Here is a 15,551-nt window from a genome sequence, read left to right as displayed (position 1 = left end):
TATTCGCCTGATAATCTGTACAAACTATTCTGTTAATAAAAGTCTGTTTGACTGCACAGAACGGAACAGTTTATCTCCGCTATAAGTTTTTAAAATGCTGGCAAATCGTTGTGCATTGGGGTAGCTTTGCCAGAACATTTCCTGTTTCATCCGCGCATCTTTGGACAGATAAAGGCGGCCTCCATATTGGAGTACCAGACTGTCCAGTTCATCCAGGAATTCAAAAAGTCCTTTCCGTACCGGGAAATCCAGAGCAAGTGTATAACCTTCCATCGGAAAAGAAATAAGGCTTTCCTGTTTGCCAAAAACTTTCAGTACTGCCAGGAAAGATCCCAGGCCTTTGTCACTTATCCGTTGCAGAATAGCAATAAGTCCTTCTTTTTTTTCCAGCGGTAATACAAACTGGTATTGTACAAAACCAGCTTTACCATAACCCCGGTTCCAGTGCAGAATAGCATCCAGGGGATAAAAGAATGGCTCGTAGGGTACAACATTATTGATTTCCCGCTTTGTATTCTTTAGGTAATAAAGCCAATTGAATGCCTTGACAGTAAATGTATTAAGTATAAATGAAGGGAGGTTGAAAGGAACCGTCAGCTTACTTTTGGCAGATACTTTCAATGGCGTTTTACCTTGAGTATCACTTAGCTCTTCTTTGGTGGCATGTTCACCTACTATCAGGATACTACGCCCGAAAGTATCACCTTTCTGTAAGCAATCGATCCAGGCCATGGAATAAGTGTAATGCTTATATTCATCAAACAGTTGGATCAGATCTTCCAGGTTCCTGGCTTTGATCTGCTTTTGTTTAATATAGGCCGTCTCGATTTTCTTCAGTCCGAACTTCACGCGTGTAATGATACCAGTGAGGCCCATCCCGCCACAGGTAGCCCAGAACAGATCTGGTTCCACTTCAGCAGAGCAGGTGATTGTATTTTTATTACCGGTGATTATGTCCATGCTGATGATATGTCCGGAAAAAGAACCATCAACATGATGATTTTTACCATGTACATCAGATGCAACAGCACCACCTATAGTAATGAATTTTGTTCCGGGAGTAACGGGGAGGAACCAGCCTTCGGGAACGATAATCTCCAGAATCTGATCCAGGGTGATACCTGACTGGCATTCAAAAATACCGTTTACAGTATCGAAAGCCAGTACCTTATCGTATTTAAGGGTAGACACACTGAAGTTTGCCAGTGAGGCATCTCCATAGCAGCGACCATTGCCACGGGCTATTATGGATGTATGAGAGGATATAAAATCCTGAATCTGTTCATCCTGCGAAAATGTTGTTTCATCGCAGGAGAGAACTGGGTAGTTGCCCCAGTTTGCCAACCGTTTTTCCATTACTCAAAAAAACTTTTGTTAGTGGGTAAATAAATAAGCACATAAAAACTCAGCACCCACAGGAGTATGGTTAATTGAATAAAACGGTCTTTATATAGGATTTTGGTTGGAGAACCTGTATTGTTCTCCACATATGTTATTTGCAAATATCGTAATAATCCACCAATTACAAAAAGGCAGGTATAGTAAAGACGGTAAGTCTTGAAACGGGTCATAGTTTCAGGGGCCATCGTATACATCAGGTAAGCTACAATGATCACGGCAGATACCAGCGCCAGCATCACATTCATGAAGTCCATATTATACCCCTTGGAGGCTTTTCGCATTTCCTTGCCCGACTGATCCTTAATTATTACATCGTCCCTGCGTTTGGCAATAGCCATAAAAAGGGCCAGCAGGAACACCATAATCATCAGCCATTCCGATACGGCCACACCTGCAGCAATACCTCCTGCTTTAATACGTAATACAAACCCTGTGGAGAGAATAAGGATATCCAGGATGGAAATGTTTTTCAGTCCGAAGGTGTATAATACGTTGATAACAAAGTATATACCTACTACGAATGCGAATTTTGGTTTCACATAGAAAGCCAATATTCCACCCAGTATAAGGCATACCGCAAAGAATACAAGAGCAGCTGGTTTGGACACTGCACCTGAGGCCAGCGGCCGTTTACACTTAACCGGGTGATTACGGTCGGCTTCTATATCCTTATAATCATTAATGATATAGATACTACTGGCTATCAGGCTAAAAGCCATAAAACCAATCAGTAGCTCCACTATTTTTGACAGATTGAAAATTTCTCCGGCAAAGAACAGCGGTATATATAAAAACAAGTTCTTTACCCAATGGGAAGGTCTTAATAATTTAAAATATTGCACGGGGATTAATCTTTATACGGGCACCAAGATACGATGCATTATGGAACAAATTGCAACTAAAAACATCATACTTCCGTTAATTCTACTATTTTTGAGCCCATTCGACTATTTATTTCATACTAATTTGCCCCCATGGTTATACCATCAGTTTACACTCCATTTAGTAAAAGAAGTGCTTTTATTACAGAATTGATTATCATTATTGGATTTGCACTCGTTCCCCTGTTCGTTACATTTCCTTACCGTGTTAATATTTTCCTTTCATGGGAAGGTGCTTACAGGATCTCTCAGGGACAAATACCGTATAAGGATTTTGGGCTACCACTGGGATATGGTTTCTGGTTGATGCCTGCCTTGTTTTTCAAACTATTCGGTGCACAGCTTATCACACTTGTAAAAGCTCAAGTGCTGATGAACATCCTTGCCGGACTGGCATTCCGCTCCATCCTTAAAAGCCTGGATGTAAAGCCGGTACTGCGCATTGTTTCTGTTTTACTTTTCGTATTATCTTATTCCTTTTTCAATTTCTGGCCCTGGTATAACCAGACAGTGATCGTATATGAACTAATCGGACTGGCATTCCTGTTCCGCTTTCTTACAGGTCCGGGAGGACGTATTCAGTTTCTTTATCTTTTACTATCAGCCTTTTTCACCTTCCTGTCTTTCTTTACGAAACAGGATGGCGGCGGACTGGCTCTCTTACTCTCACTCGCTTTACTGGCCTGTAACAGTCTGCAGGAAAAAAGATGGTGGGATGTACCAGTATTTCTTGCTTTCTATGGAATAATTGCCGCTATCATCATTCTGCCCCTGCTGCCTTATGGCTTTGGATACTGGTTTAATCACGGACAGGCCCCTCATAATTCACGCTTATCGTTATACGATATTATCTCGGAAGTGCTGGCCCAATCCCAATGGATCAAGTGTTACGTTTTACTGGTAGTGTTATGCCTGGTGCCGGCTTTCCGCCAGTGGAGTACTTTCTGGAACAATAAGAAGGAGGTATTGTTTGCCCTGCTAACTCTGGGCATTCTGGCCGAAGCGGCTATCTTCCAGGTAACCAGTTATACTCCGCCGGATAATAACATCTTCTTCCACAGTTTTGCATTTGCCTTCATCGCTTCCCGTTTGCAGGAGCAATTGAAGATCAATCTCGCAGGCTGGAAGCCTTTTGCTGTTATGACGCTTTTGGTAATGTTCTGGTGGTCGGGAACTTTCTGGAAATACCTGGATAAGGTGGTATCCCGCGTATTACCTGAGAAAGAAGTTGCCAATGGGACCCCTGAAAATTTATCCGATAGTATCTACGCTAAATACAATCCGCAGATAAGTAAAACCGGCGAGAATGTAGTATCCCGTAATAATTTTATGCTGGAAGGGGATCCCAACGATGTGCCTGTTTCCAAATGGATCTTCTCCGACCTCTGGGCTTTCAGGCATATTTATATGCCGCCTTCCACTGTAGAAGGGATGAAACGCCTGATGGATATGCCTGTTGTAAAGGAAAAGAAGGATAGCCTTAAGATGCTGAATATGACTGAGCTAACGCCATTGGCGCAAGCTATGCATTACAAGCAGGAAACCGGATCGGACTATCCATTATGGAATCACCTGGGAGTTGGTATGTTCAACAGGCAGCTGCACTCATTTGCACAAAAGATCAGGGATCATCATTATGATATCGTATTATATGAATACGCTCCAAAGAACAATAACTTTTTCCCCTTCGCTTTACAGGAAGAGCTCCGGCAGAATTATCGTAAGGTAGATTCATTCCTGGCTCCCCGTCGTCCTACCAATGCAATGATTGAAGTTTATGTAAGATAGTAACAGACTGTACCATAAAAGGGTATCAGACGGGTTACGAACAGGAAGTAAAGAGGCTCATCCTACGTTTTTTAACGTAAGATGAGCCTCTTTACTTCCTGTTCGTTTCCTGATTAAATCTTGTTTGAAGTTTATTTTATTAATGGAAGCAGACTTGTTTGTTTCCGGGTTGACTCATGAATTTTCAAATATCTGTGCATAATAAAATACTAATTAAATTAGCAATAACTAATTTAATTAGTATTTTCGCATCAGGATAAAGCACACCCTTATTGAAAAACGATGTATAGGTAGATTGTCTTTTACTTCATATTTAATGATAGGTTAATAATAAACTTCAATAACCATTGATTGGCACAAAAGATTGTCTATTAATTTTTTAGATTCTAATAACTGGAATAATGACAACGTGGTTGTATGACGGAACCTTTGATGGTTTTCTGTCTTGCGTATTTGATATGTACTGGCAACGGAAGATGAATATACTGATCCGTAAGGAACAGGAACATGTCCGGGGGGTATTTGAAGATGCGATGTTCATGCCTACCATTATAGCAAATGCCGACAGGGTATGGGCGGGGTTGAGTAAAAAAGTCTCTCCGGTTCAACTCAGTCAGTTTTTTGCCTGTTATCTATCTGAACTCCCTGCCGAAGAAGATAATATGGTAGGATACCTCCGTTATGTATTAGGTAATCAGGATGGCGTATCTCCAGATCCTGCAAACTTCTATATCATGCATGCTGAGCAGCTGGCGCATAAAGTCCAGAAAGAAAGACACCGGATGGAAAGCCTGGTCAGTTTTCAGCTCACCAAAGACAATATCTATTACGCTATTATTTCTCCCAACTATAACGTATTGCCATTAATGGTCAGGCATTTTAAGGAACATTATGCAGATCAGTTCTGGCTGATTTATGACCAGCGCCGTCGTTTTGGGATTTATTATAACCTTCAGCAAGTGGAAACCATACGTTTACAATTCAATGAAAACTACGACGCTCGTTATCATAATCTGGGAAATATCTGGGCACCAGAAGACGAATTGTATCAGCAGGTATGGAAAGCATTTTATAAAGAGGATGTTGTTAAAAGCACTAATAACCAGCGCTTACAATTGAAGCATATGCCCAGGAGGTATTGGAAATATCTGGGAGCAGAAAATTAAACAGGTTAATTAAAAACGGTAAAAAGCATTTTAGTTTCATCACCTGAAAAAGAAAAGAGTACTGAACTCCTGAAGATGCGTCATTGCAATTGATCTTAAATACACCTTGGCTGCCGTGATGATTAGGTGAAGTTTAATAAAGATCTGATTTACAATCTTATTCCAAAGCCAAATTAAGAAACCAAACAGGCAGGCGCAGTGTATTTAGGATCAATTGCAATATAGCCGGATATGTTTTTAATCAAACAAGCTTAACTGAGGATCTGGTGGTTTGGATTTACCCATCACAGTACGCCCGCCATACCGCCAGGAATCATTCCTTTCCCGGGTTATTACCTGGTCAAAATTCTCATTGGGAATAAAGTCCTTTTCCAGTTGTTGTGACAAGACAGATAACTTGCGGATAGCATCCTGTTTATCCGTCTGACCTATTTTAGCTTTATTAACTGCATCCCTTAATGTCTGGATCGTTTCATCATATACATTCACCGGTACCGGAAAAGGATGTCCATCTTTCCCGCCATGTGCAAAGGAGAAACGGGCCGGATCTGTAAAGCGGGAAGGAGTGCCATGAATCACTTCACTTACCAGTGTAAGGGATTGCAGGGTACGAGGTCCCAGGCCTTCCAGCAGTAATAACGACTCAAAATCAAGTATTTGCCTTTCATGGGCCAGCGCAAGCACACTACCTAATCTTTTCAGGTCTACATTTTCAGCCCGCACATCGTGATGGGAAGGCATGATAATACTACGGATCTCGGGGAGCAGCTTACCGGGATTCTCCTGTACCAGTTGCAGCAATCCTGCTTTGGTGGTCATTGCCTCCTTATCGGTGAGGTTAAGGATCAGCCCCTGGTTCTTTCCATATATAAAGGTGTGAGGTGTTTCTGTAAAATGTTCGAAAGCAGTGGAATGCCAGTGATATCGCCTCGCCATACTGCTGGCATCATTCATTCCCTGCTGCACAATGGCCCATTCTCCTTCATCAGAAACAATAAAGGAATGAAGATATAGCTGAAAGCCATCCTGTACAGCGGTGTTATCTACTTTCGCCGCCAGTTTACTGCTGCGTACAAGCGATTGCCCGTTTAATCCTGTTTTCTCGGCAATGACCAGTAGTTCTTCCGGCGTTTCGCGGGAATGTTTTCCTTTACCTCCACATATGTAAATCCCCAGTTCTTTTGAATGGGGATTCACTGCTTTTTTAAGAGCCCCCATCACGCTGGTGGTTATACCGGAAGAGTGCCAGTCCATTCCCATTACGCAACCCAATGCCTGGAACCAACAGGGATCACTCAGGCGGCGCAATACTTCACCCTTGCCATAATCAGCTATAATGGTTTCTACTATTGCTCCCCCCAGTAAACTCATTCGTTTTGCCAGCCAGAGAGGAACATGCCCATAATGAAGAGGAAGATCTGCGTAAGCACGTGACATAGGATACGAAAATAGGCATTGGCACAATTATTTCAATCATTATTGCTCAATGTCATGTAATTGTTTTAACCTATTAATAAGATTGTCATGAGAATGCAAACCAAAGACTTCGGAAATAAAGCGATAACCCTACGTTTAGCTATATATAAAGGATGTATAACTGCCTGCCTGGCAATCATCATAAGTATATTCCTTTTTGCCTGTGGTGGCGCAAAAGAAAGCGGCAGTACGACGGATACAACAGCTGTAATGCAAACTACTCCTTCTGAAGTAGCTCCGGCCGACACTGCCAGTATGCCAGCAGACACAACAAGTACTAAACCTGATAGCATCCCCGTGCATTAATTGGGGGATATGTCCACTAATTGTGGAATTTAATTCCAACAATCTGTTGAGTTTAGAATGATTTGTTAACACGTAATTATTTTTTTATGAAATACATAAAAATTAATAACGATATTTTATTTGCCTTACTGATAGTAGTAGGAGCAACCCTCGCTTCGTGTGGAAGTGGTAATAAGAACAATACAGATTCTACTGCTGTAAATACAGTGGATACAACAGGTATAGCACCAGATAGTTCCTTAGGAGATACAGTACCTGCGGCGGAAATGCCTCCGGGAGCTATAAACCCTGGCGAAGATTCTTCCCGTTATGGTACGGGAACCGGCGATTCTTCAAAGAACCGCAGAAAATAAAGATATTTCTGAACTGTATATAAAAGTAAATGTATAGGGAGCCAATTTGGTTCCCTATCTTTTTTCCTTCCCTGTAAAATATTTACCTTTCCTGCCCGTCATACCCATAAGACATTTACAACAATCCCTCATCCTAATAGGTTAATAGTAACTGATGCAACAAAATAATGAGATTAAAAAAGGATTCCGCATTGGATCATTTAAGAAAACATTCCGCTTATATAAATATGTGAAGCCTTACTGGCCGGCTTTCAGTCTGGGCTTACTATTCCTTTTCCTGTCCAGCATTTCCAACCTGGCCTTTCCAAAACTCCTGGGCGAACTGGTAGATTCCGGCACCGGTAATAAGAGTGTTGCGGCTATCAACCATACAGGTTTGTTGCTGGTGGGTATCCTGTTGGCACAGGGGATCTTCGGTTATTTACGGATCATCCTCTTTGTGAATGTTACAGAACGGTCGCTGGCTTCATTAAGGCAGAATATTTACAACCACCTGATCCAGCTGCCAATGCGTTTCTTCGCTGGCAGGAGAGTAGGCGAACTGGGAAGCCGGATTTCTTCCGATATTTCCCTGTTACAGGAAACATTTACTACTACTGTGGCAGAATTCATCCGGCAACTGATAATCATTATTGGAGGTATCGTACTCTTGTTAAATACTTCTTTATATTTAACACTATTGATGTTGTCCTGCCTGCCGGTGATCATGGTGATCGCTTTTTTCTTTGGCCGGATCTTCCGCCGTTATTCCAAACAGGCACAAACTCAGGTAGCAGAAGCGAATACAATTGTAGAGGAAACTTTACAAGGCATTCTTAATGTGAAAGCATTTGCCAATGAGTTCTTTGAGATGAAACGTTATAAGAAGAAAACAACCGAAGTTGCCAATACTGGTATTAAGGCCGGATCTTTCAGGGGCATCTTTGCTTCCAGTATGGTCCTGGGTATTTTCGGGGCGATGGTAGCCGTTATATGGCAGGGCGCGCTGATGATTGCCGCTGGCCAATTAGCTGCGGGAATGCTCTTCTCCTTCATCCTTTATTCCAGTTTTATAGGTGCGTCTGTCGCCGGACTGGCAGAGGTATATGCCAGTATCCAGAAAAGCATTGGTGCAACTGAGAACCTGCTGGAAATACTCGATGAATCTGCAGAACCTATTATTGATAGCTCTCAGATCTCACCTGAATATCAACTGACCGGACAAATATCTTTCGATAATGTTACCTTCCGTTATCCCTCCCGCGATAACCTCCAGGTATTGGAGAATATCTCTTTCGATATTTCTGCAGATCAGCAGGTGGCTTTAGTAGGGCCAAGCGGAGCAGGAAAGAGTACCATCGTATCCTTACTGTTACGCCTGTATGATCCGGTGGCTGGCGGAATCCGGTTTAACGGTAAAGGGATCAGCGAGTTTCCATTATCTGCCATCCGCAGCCAGATGGCCATCGTTCCACAGGATGTATTTTTGTTCGGAGGTACCATTCGGGAAAACATCGCCTATGGGAAACCCGATGCTACAACAGACGAACTGATAGCGGCCGCAGAAAAAGCAAATGCATGGGAGTTTATTCAACGCTTTCCGGAAGGACTGGATACTGTTGTGGGGGAACGTGGAGTGCAATTATCGGGCGGGCAGCGCCAGCGTATAGCTATTGCGCGTGCGGTACTTAAAAATCCCCGCATCCTTATATTGGACGAAGCTACTTCTGCACTGGATGCCGAATCTGAAAGACTGGTGCAGGATGCCCTGGAAAAACTGATGGAAGGACGAACTTCAATTGTGATTGCACATCGCCTTAGTACTGTGCGTCAGGCAGATAAGATTATCGTACTCGATAAAGGAAGCATTGTAGAACAAGGCACCCATAAAGAACTTGTAATGATAGAGGGAGGTCTGTATAAAAACCTGAGTGAAATGCAGTTTACCAATTAAACTTCATTCCATCTTAATATTTTGCTTGAGATGCAATCGTATAAGTAGTTCCCTACATATACGGTTTCATCTCATCTTCAATGTTTTGCCGCAGGTTCATTAGCTTTTTAGCATAGGCCTCCATTTCAATGGCAGCAGGCGTTTGCGGTGTCCATTTAGGAACAGCTACAGTTTTACCCTGATCATCTACAGCAGCAAATACCATTACACAGTGTGTGGTTTTGATCCTTTCCTGACGACGCGGATTTCCTGCCTGTACATTAATTGCAATATGCATACTACTTTTACCGGTATAGATAATAGTAGCCGTTATTTCTACCATATCACCAATAGCGATGGGTTTAAAGAAACGGATTCCCCCTACATATACAGTTACACAATATTGCCCGCTCCAGTTAGCCGCACAGGCATAACCTGCCTGGTCAATCCATTTCATTACCGCACCTCCGTGTACTTTACCTCCAAAATTCACATCGGATGGTTCGGCCAGGAAACGAAGCGTAACGGTATTAGTGGTAGTATCTATCATGATCGTTAAAATAATAAATGCAAGTTAATAACTTGCATTTATTATATAGTGCTTTTTTATTTTTCGTAAGATGCTTAAATATCATTATTATTTTCTGGCTGCTCTTCTTTTTTGTTCTTGTGTTTAGTCTCCATTTTACCAAATCTCCAGGATACGTTCAAACGCAGTTCGCGGCTGGCACGCTTGCGGTAATACTCCTGATCAGAGAATTCTGTAGTGGTATAAGTAAGGGTACGGTCTGTATTAAATATGTCGTTCAGTCCCAGCGATACTGCCAATGTACGTTTCTTCAGGAATTCCTTTCTTACGGCCATGTCTACACTATACTTGGCAGCTTTTTCTCCCTGTGGCAGAATTTGTTTTGATTCGTAGTTACCCGTTACCTGTACGCTGGTATTCCAGGGTAATTTGTAATTACTGTTAATCTTACCAAACCAGGTAAAGCCCTGGTTGGAAAGGTTATTCTGCAGGTTTCGCGCATTAATCTTAGTTTGAGCTAAGTTCAGGTTAGTCGTTACATCCCAGTCTTTTGTGAGTTGGTCGCGTACCGTAAACTCTGCACCATAGGCGTTCCTGGTATTGGCATTTACCGGGTAAGTGAGCACCACTTTCTGATCCTGCCCGTTAATGTTCAGGATAGTATCCAGTGAAAAATCGGTGATCGCTTTTTCTGTATTACGATAATATAAGGATACTAATACATTGTGTTTCCTGTTAAAATCTTTCAGATAACTCAGCTCGAAAGAGTGGGTAAATTCTGGTCGCAGGTTTGGATTACCACGATCCGCACTCTGCCCGCTATATTCTATATTAGGCAGCAGATCCCGGAACCACGGACGTCTTACACGACGACTGTAATTCAACTGTATTTCATGATCTCCTTTAAATTTCTGTGAGAGGAATACGCTGGGAAACAAACTGATAGGATATTTTATTGCATAATCATTCTTGCCAATACTCTTCATTTCCCCGTTATAATTCGACTGTTCTGCCCTTAAACCTGCCTGGTAACCAAAGTTGCCAGCATTGCCGGAATAACTTACATAAGCGGCATTGATAGTTTCTTTATAATGATAATCATTGGAAAGAGATGAATCCAGCACATAATTACCAGAAGTAAAATCTTTTCCCATAGTATTCAACTTATTGTTGAATATGCGGCTGGTAGTACGTAATCCTGCTTCCAGTTTAGATGTTTCCGAAAAGGGATTTACATAATCGATCTGACCGGTAAGATAGGTTGTATTCCCCTTCCCGTTACCATAACGGCTTTGTGGTTTAGGTGTATTGATGGGTGAATTGTCCATCCCATAATATTGAATATCATAGTTGGCCCCATCTTTACTGGTAGCGTAGTTATAAGTAAAATCTCCTGTTAATTCATGGCCTTGTCTGGCAAAAGTATGTTTATAACCCAGTTGAGATGAATAGTTCCGCCAGCTGTGTGTATTATTATCTATGCCCGGTCCGTAATCAACGCGTTGTTTATCCTCATCCAGATCATACAATGTAACATCACTATAATCATTAAAATCTCCACCCATTATTCCCTGTGAAATGCTGATAGTGTTCCGGTTATCTGCAAACCAGTCGAATCCGAGTCTGCCAAACATGAATTTGCGGGTATTGTCGCCCGTATTATACTGATCCAGGTAAGTAGTGGTATCTGTTCCAATATTTTTGCGGAACAGGTGGGAGTTGGTCGCACTTTTACGGGTACGGACATTATAACTAAGTGAAACATTATACTTTTCCCTCCGGATATTGAGGTCCAGTCCGCCGTTGATACCTCCGAGAGAGGACACACCCGCATTCACCTGTCCGTTGATACCCGCTTTACGGTTCTTTTTCAGCACAATATTGAGGATTCCGCTTACACCTTCTGCATCATATTTGGCAGATGGATTGGTCACCACCTCAATATTGGCAATAGCATCCGCAGGGATCTGATCCAGGGTAAGCGTGGTAGGGCGGCCATCTACAAATATGGTAGGTGTACCATTCCTTACACTTACATTCCCATCGATATCTACATTTACGGAAGGTACCTGTTTCAGCACATCCGTAGCAGTACCTCCAATGCTGGAGAGGCTTTTATCTACATTAAACACCCGTTTGTCGATCGCCATAGTATAAGCGGGTTTTTCTCCCACTATTTCCACGCCTGCCAGAGATCTTACATTTGCTTTCAGTTTCAGATTACCTACATCTACACTGTTAGCTTTTGAGTTTAAGATAACTGTTTTATAAACGGTTTCATACCCAATGAAATTTACCTTTACCAGGTATTTGCCGAATGCAATTTCAGGGAAACTAAAATCCCCGTTTGTTTTAGATAACATTCCAGTAAGTACACTGGAATCGGCTGAACGTAATATAGCAACAGATGCATATTCTACGGGTGCATTAGTCTGCGCATCCACTAATTTACCATAAAGAGCGCCATTTTCCCCTGGTTTCTGGACCGGTTCCTGGGCATAGGTGTGAAGAAAGAATGACAATACCATTCCCGAACATAAAGTGACAACTTTCTGCATGATTCAAAATACTTTTCTAAAGTGAGCCTGTAACGATATTAAAAGTAATAGTAATTGGAAAAAGAATACCTGACTTTTGGATGAATGGCGGGCGGCGTTCTGTATCTTTGCACGCTCTGTTATTTTCGAATCAATGCTTTATGCCAAACGACTACCGACCGGACTGGGATATATACACTTGCCATATAGAGGATACACCGGCTATTATAGGGCTGGATCTTGACTTACGACGCTTCGCTCCCTTGAACAATAAACCATTTTCGTTATACATTTCTGTATACCTGAATGATCCCCGGCCGGATGGTTTTCCCAAAGCAGAAGAATTTGAAACATTAGGAGAGATAGAGGATGGACTGGTGCTGCAACTGGAACAATCTTTACAGGCACATTTAGCTGGCCGAACCATTTCCGCCGGTATCCGTGATTTCTACTTTTACATCGGTAACCCTTTACTCCACGATAAATTTATAGGAGATGTTATGGTCCGCTTCCCGGGATATAAGTATGATTATGAGGTGAAAGAGGATAAAAACTGGGAATTGTATTTCGATTTCCTGCTTCCGGATATCCAGGAATTTCAGCGCATGCAGAACCGCAAAGTTCTGCGCACATTGAAGCAAAATGGGGATATTGAAGATAAAGAACGACATATAGATCATTGGATCTTTTTTACCACCGAAGCCGACAGGGATTTATACTGGAAACAGATTCAGCCGCGGGGATTCATCGTAGAGGGATGGCCTGCTGAATCAGATAGTGACCTGCCTTGCGGATTACAGGTTTCCCGGAATGATAAAACTGATGAGGACAGCATAGATGCTGTTGTTATGTTGTTATGGGAACTGGCCCGGAAAATGAATGCCCGTTATGATGGTTGGGAAACAGTAATAGTAGCACAATAATTTAAGCGTTTTTCAGTTAGTTCTCCTTACAAACAGGAATTGCCTGTTTGATTCACAATTTTTTTTTAGATTACATACGAACTGTTACAACTATCAGGTATGCTTTACGTATGTAAAGTATACCATCTTATTTATCTACCGGAAAGAGTGGGAACGCGTTTAAATATATTACCTGGTTTATTGATTTATTGTTGCCTGATGATGTTGTCTCTTACAGCAAAGGGAGAACGCGTGTATAGCATAAAAAATGTTCAATCAGTTGATACTGTTCCTGTTAAGGAGGAGAATGTCCCTGTGTTGGGGATTGATTTGAAGAGTATCAGGTTATTTGATACGGTTTCCACCAAGGGGTTAAGCAGGCCAATATCCGGAATTATACCTCAAAATATCAAATTATTAGATTCTGTGCAGACCAAGCCTGGTTCTAAAAACTGGTTCAGGCGTATGAAGGAATACCGGGACTCCATGAGAAACAAACAATACCGGGATTCAATTATCAGGAAAGTTACCCGTCAGAATATACCTGAGCCGGAATTGAATGACAGTGTAATCATTAAAAGTGAAAAGTATTTTACGCCTTTTTCCGGCAGGGTAATCCGGGATATCTATTACCGGAAAGTAAATGTATTCGGTCCTGATAACATCAAAGATACAGCCTTCACTACCAGTATGAAGCTGATTCATCTGGCAAACAGACTCCATTATAGTTCGGAAGAGTGGGTAATCCGGCAATCACTTTTTTTCCGGCAGGGTGATACAATCAACCCTTATGAAATGTCGGATAACGAACGTTACCTGCGTAACCGGCCTTTTGTATCGGATGCCCGTTTATATATTATTAATGCGGCGGTATCTCCGGATTCTGTTGATCTGCTTGTAGTAACAAAAGATGTTTTTGAATATGGCATAGATGTTTCAGAAGTTACACCTACCGCCGTCCGGGCAACGGTATCTAATAATAACCTGTTTGGTGCTGGTCAGGAATTAAGAATAGGAACTTCCTGGCATAATAATTATAATCCTCCCTGGGGATCAGAAATAAGATATACGAAGTACAATGCCCTGGGAACCTTCACCGACTTCTCAGCGGGGTACACTTCCCTAAACAACTACAATCCGATAGATTCCGGTGTATATGAAGGGGCCTATTACATAAGCCTGAACCGTCCGCTATACAGAAGTGAGGCAAATTGGGTAGGTGGGGTGAACCTGTCTAACCATTTCTCTATTAACAACTTCAACAGAATAGATACCTTTTACCGGGATTACCGTTACCAGGTGATAGATGTTTGGGGTGGTTATAACTTCCTTAAGCAGGATAAGCGTAAAGCTGGTTCCCGTAAACCTAACCTGGCATTTCTGTTCCGGCATAATAACATATTCTTTCAGCGCACGCCCAAACAGGAAATGTTTAAAACAAGTCCGGTGTACAATGACCGGCGTTTTTACCTGGGGGAAGCGGTTGTGTTTAAACAGGACTTCTTCAAAACGCATCATTTTTTCGGTTTTGGCCGTACAGAGGATATTCCGCTGGGGTATACCGCTTCCATATCTGCAGGATGGGAATCCTGGAATCATCGCCGAAGGGCATATACCGGTATAGAAGCACAGAAATTCTGGCCCACCCGTTTGCAGGGAGTAATAAATGCCAGTGCCGGCATAAGTACTTTCTGGCTGGATAATGTGGCAGAAGATCCGGTAATTCACGCCCAGATAGAATATTACAGTCGCCTGTTTAAAATCGGGAAAGCGATGTTCCGTCAATTCACCTATTTTGATTACCTGGGCAATGTGAATCCGTATCTATACCGGCCGCTGGATATTAATAATGAACACGGGGTATGGGGATTCAGGGGAAGTTTAATGAACGGTTATCAGCGCCTGAATTTAAGATCTGAAACGGTATACTACAGTGCGCTGAAAGTGTTAGGATTCAAGTTTAATTTTTTTACTTCATTACAGGCTTCCCAGCTAACATCGAACAACAATAATATCTTAAAGAACCCGATTTACACAGGTATAGGATTTGGCTTCAGGGTAAAGAATGAAAACCTGGCTATAAATACGATCAAGATCTCAGGAAATTATTTTCCGAAAACCCCGGCACCTATCAAACCGTTCTTCCTGGAAATTACAACGATTGTTGATTTCCGTTTTGATATCTATGGATTGAGAGCTCCGGCTTTCTTACAATTCAGATAAACCTACATATTGATTTTAAAGGGTGTCTTTACAGATTGCGAATAATCAATAAATACTCTGTATCTACCTGTTTTGTT

Annotated in this window: 12 protein-coding genes; 7 read left to right on the top strand and 5 right to left on the bottom strand. The window is 42.0% G+C overall.

Annotated elements, in window-relative coordinates; genetic code table 11:
- Positions 1 to 24: 24 nt before the first annotated feature.
- Positions 25 to 1,356, bottom strand: a complete 1,332-nt coding sequence (locus tag BM176_RS23885; protein ID WP_090106861.1) for an FAD-binding oxidoreductase — start codon at positions 1,354 to 1,356, stop codon at positions 25 to 27.
- Entirely contained in the window at positions 1,356 to 2,243 is an 888-nt protein-coding gene (locus BM176_RS23880; protein ID WP_090106860.1) for a decaprenyl-phosphate phosphoribosyltransferase, read from the bottom strand. Before BM176_RS23880 ends, BM176_RS23885 begins: the two co-directional genes overlap by 1 nt.
- A 132-nt stretch (positions 2,244 to 2,375) precedes the next feature.
- Between BM176_RS23880 and BM176_RS23875 the strand changes: the two genes are divergently transcribed.
- Together BM176_RS23875 and BM176_RS23870 are read left to right on the top strand one after the other, a co-directional pair.
- Positions 2,376 to 4,070, top strand: a complete 1,695-nt coding sequence (locus BM176_RS23875) for a hypothetical protein (protein ID WP_090106859.1) — start codon at positions 2,376 to 2,378, stop codon at positions 4,068 to 4,070.
- 401 nt (positions 4,071 to 4,471) lie between these two features.
- Positions 4,472 to 5,236: a TIGR03915 family putative DNA repair protein gene (locus BM176_RS23870; RefSeq protein ID WP_090106858.1), complete on the top strand. Its 765-nt coding sequence runs from the start codon at positions 4,472 to 4,474 to the stop codon at positions 5,234 to 5,236.
- A gap of 237 nt (positions 5,237 to 5,473) precedes the next feature.
- Here BM176_RS23870 and BM176_RS23865 read toward each other — a convergent pair whose 3' ends face one another.
- Positions 5,474 to 6,673 carry a DUF763 domain-containing protein gene (locus tag BM176_RS23865; RefSeq protein WP_090106857.1) on the bottom strand — a complete coding sequence of 400 codons (1,200 nt, stop codon included), beginning with the start codon at positions 6,671 to 6,673 and terminating at the stop codon, positions 5,474 to 5,476.
- 87 nt (positions 6,674 to 6,760) lie between these two features.
- Here BM176_RS23865 and BM176_RS23860 point away from each other — a divergent pair, with 87 nt between their 5' ends.
- The 3 genes from BM176_RS23860 (at position 6,761) to BM176_RS23850 (ending at position 9,304) form a co-directional block, all read left to right on the top strand.
- A complete protein-coding gene (locus BM176_RS23860) occupies positions 6,761 to 7,018 on the top strand; it encodes a hypothetical protein (protein WP_143097901.1) in 258 nt (85 codons plus the stop codon).
- Positions 7,019 to 7,104: 86 nt separating this feature from the next.
- Positions 7,105 to 7,371 (top strand): hypothetical protein, encoded by a 267-nt coding sequence (locus BM176_RS23855; protein WP_090106855.1) that lies wholly within the window; start codon positions 7,105 to 7,107, stop codon positions 7,369 to 7,371.
- A gap of 154 nt (positions 7,372 to 7,525) precedes the next feature.
- Complete coding sequence (locus BM176_RS23850) at positions 7,526 to 9,304, top strand: ABC transporter ATP-binding protein (protein WP_090106854.1); 1,779 nt, start codon at positions 7,526 to 7,528, stop codon at positions 9,302 to 9,304.
- A 52-nt stretch (positions 9,305 to 9,356) separates the two neighbouring features.
- On the opposite strand, the gene BM176_RS23845 is transcribed toward BM176_RS23850, so the two are convergent.
- Positions 9,357 to 9,833, bottom strand: a complete 477-nt coding sequence (locus BM176_RS23845; protein WP_090106853.1) for an acyl-CoA thioesterase — start codon at positions 9,831 to 9,833, stop codon at positions 9,357 to 9,359.
- Between the two features lie 74 nt (positions 9,834 to 9,907).
- Positions 9,908 to 12,370, bottom strand: coding sequence for a TonB-dependent receptor (locus tag BM176_RS23840; RefSeq protein ID WP_090106852.1), 2,463 nt, complete (start codon positions 12,368 to 12,370; stop codon positions 9,908 to 9,910).
- 140 nt (positions 12,371 to 12,510) lie between these two features.
- Between BM176_RS23840 and BM176_RS23835 the strand changes: the two genes are divergently transcribed.
- Entirely contained in the window at positions 12,511 to 13,272 is a 762-nt protein-coding gene (locus BM176_RS23835; protein WP_177230521.1) for a DUF695 domain-containing protein, read from the top strand.
- Between the two features lie 99 nt (positions 13,273 to 13,371).
- Positions 13,372 to 15,474: a BamA/TamA family outer membrane protein gene (locus BM176_RS23830; protein ID WP_143097900.1), complete on the top strand. Its 2,103-nt coding sequence runs from the start codon at positions 13,372 to 13,374 to the stop codon at positions 15,472 to 15,474.
- The last annotated feature ends 77 nt before the right edge of the window (positions 15,475 to 15,551 follow it).

Origin of the sequence: Chitinophaga sp. CF118, from assembly GCF_900112615.1 — a bacterium.
Taxonomy (GTDB): domain Bacteria; phylum Bacteroidota; class Bacteroidia; order Chitinophagales; family Chitinophagaceae; genus Chitinophaga.
This window is presented reverse-complemented; position numbering and strand designations above follow the sequence as displayed.

What these genes read in the sequence shown, in the direction of transcription:
- BM176_RS23850 (WP_090106854.1), top strand. Translation starts at nt 7,526, where the DNA reads ATGCAACAAAATAATGAGATTAAAAAAGGATTCCGCATTGGATCATTT.
- BM176_RS23855 (WP_090106855.1), top strand. Translation starts at nt 7,105, where the DNA reads ATGAAATACATAAAAATTAATAACGATATTTTATTTGCCTTACTGATA.
- BM176_RS23845 (WP_090106853.1), bottom strand. Translation starts at nt 9,833, where the DNA reads ATGATAGATACTACCACTAATACCGTTACGCTTCGTTTCCTGGCCGAA.
- BM176_RS23840 (WP_090106852.1), bottom strand. Translation starts at nt 12,370, where the DNA reads ATGCAGAAAGTTGTCACTTTATGTTCGGGAATGGTATTGTCATTCTTT.
- BM176_RS23860 (WP_143097901.1), top strand. Translation starts at nt 6,761, where the DNA reads ATGAGAATGCAAACCAAAGACTTCGGAAATAAAGCGATAACCCTACGT.
- BM176_RS23870 (WP_090106858.1), top strand. Translation starts at nt 4,472, where the DNA reads ATGACAACGTGGTTGTATGACGGAACCTTTGATGGTTTTCTGTCTTGC.
- BM176_RS23885 (WP_090106861.1), bottom strand. Translation starts at nt 1,356, where the DNA reads ATGGAAAAACGGTTGGCAAACTGGGGCAACTACCCAGTTCTCTCCTGC.
- BM176_RS23875 (WP_090106859.1), top strand. Translation starts at nt 2,376, where the DNA reads ATGGTTATACCATCAGTTTACACTCCATTTAGTAAAAGAAGTGCTTTT.
- BM176_RS23830 (WP_143097900.1), top strand. Translation starts at nt 13,372, where the DNA reads ATGCTTTACGTATGTAAAGTATACCATCTTATTTATCTACCGGAAAGA.
- BM176_RS23865 (WP_090106857.1), bottom strand. Translation starts at nt 6,673, where the DNA reads ATGTCACGTGCTTACGCAGATCTTCCTCTTCATTATGGGCATGTTCCT.
- BM176_RS23835 (WP_177230521.1), top strand. Translation starts at nt 12,511, where the DNA reads ATGCCAAACGACTACCGACCGGACTGGGATATATACACTTGCCATATA.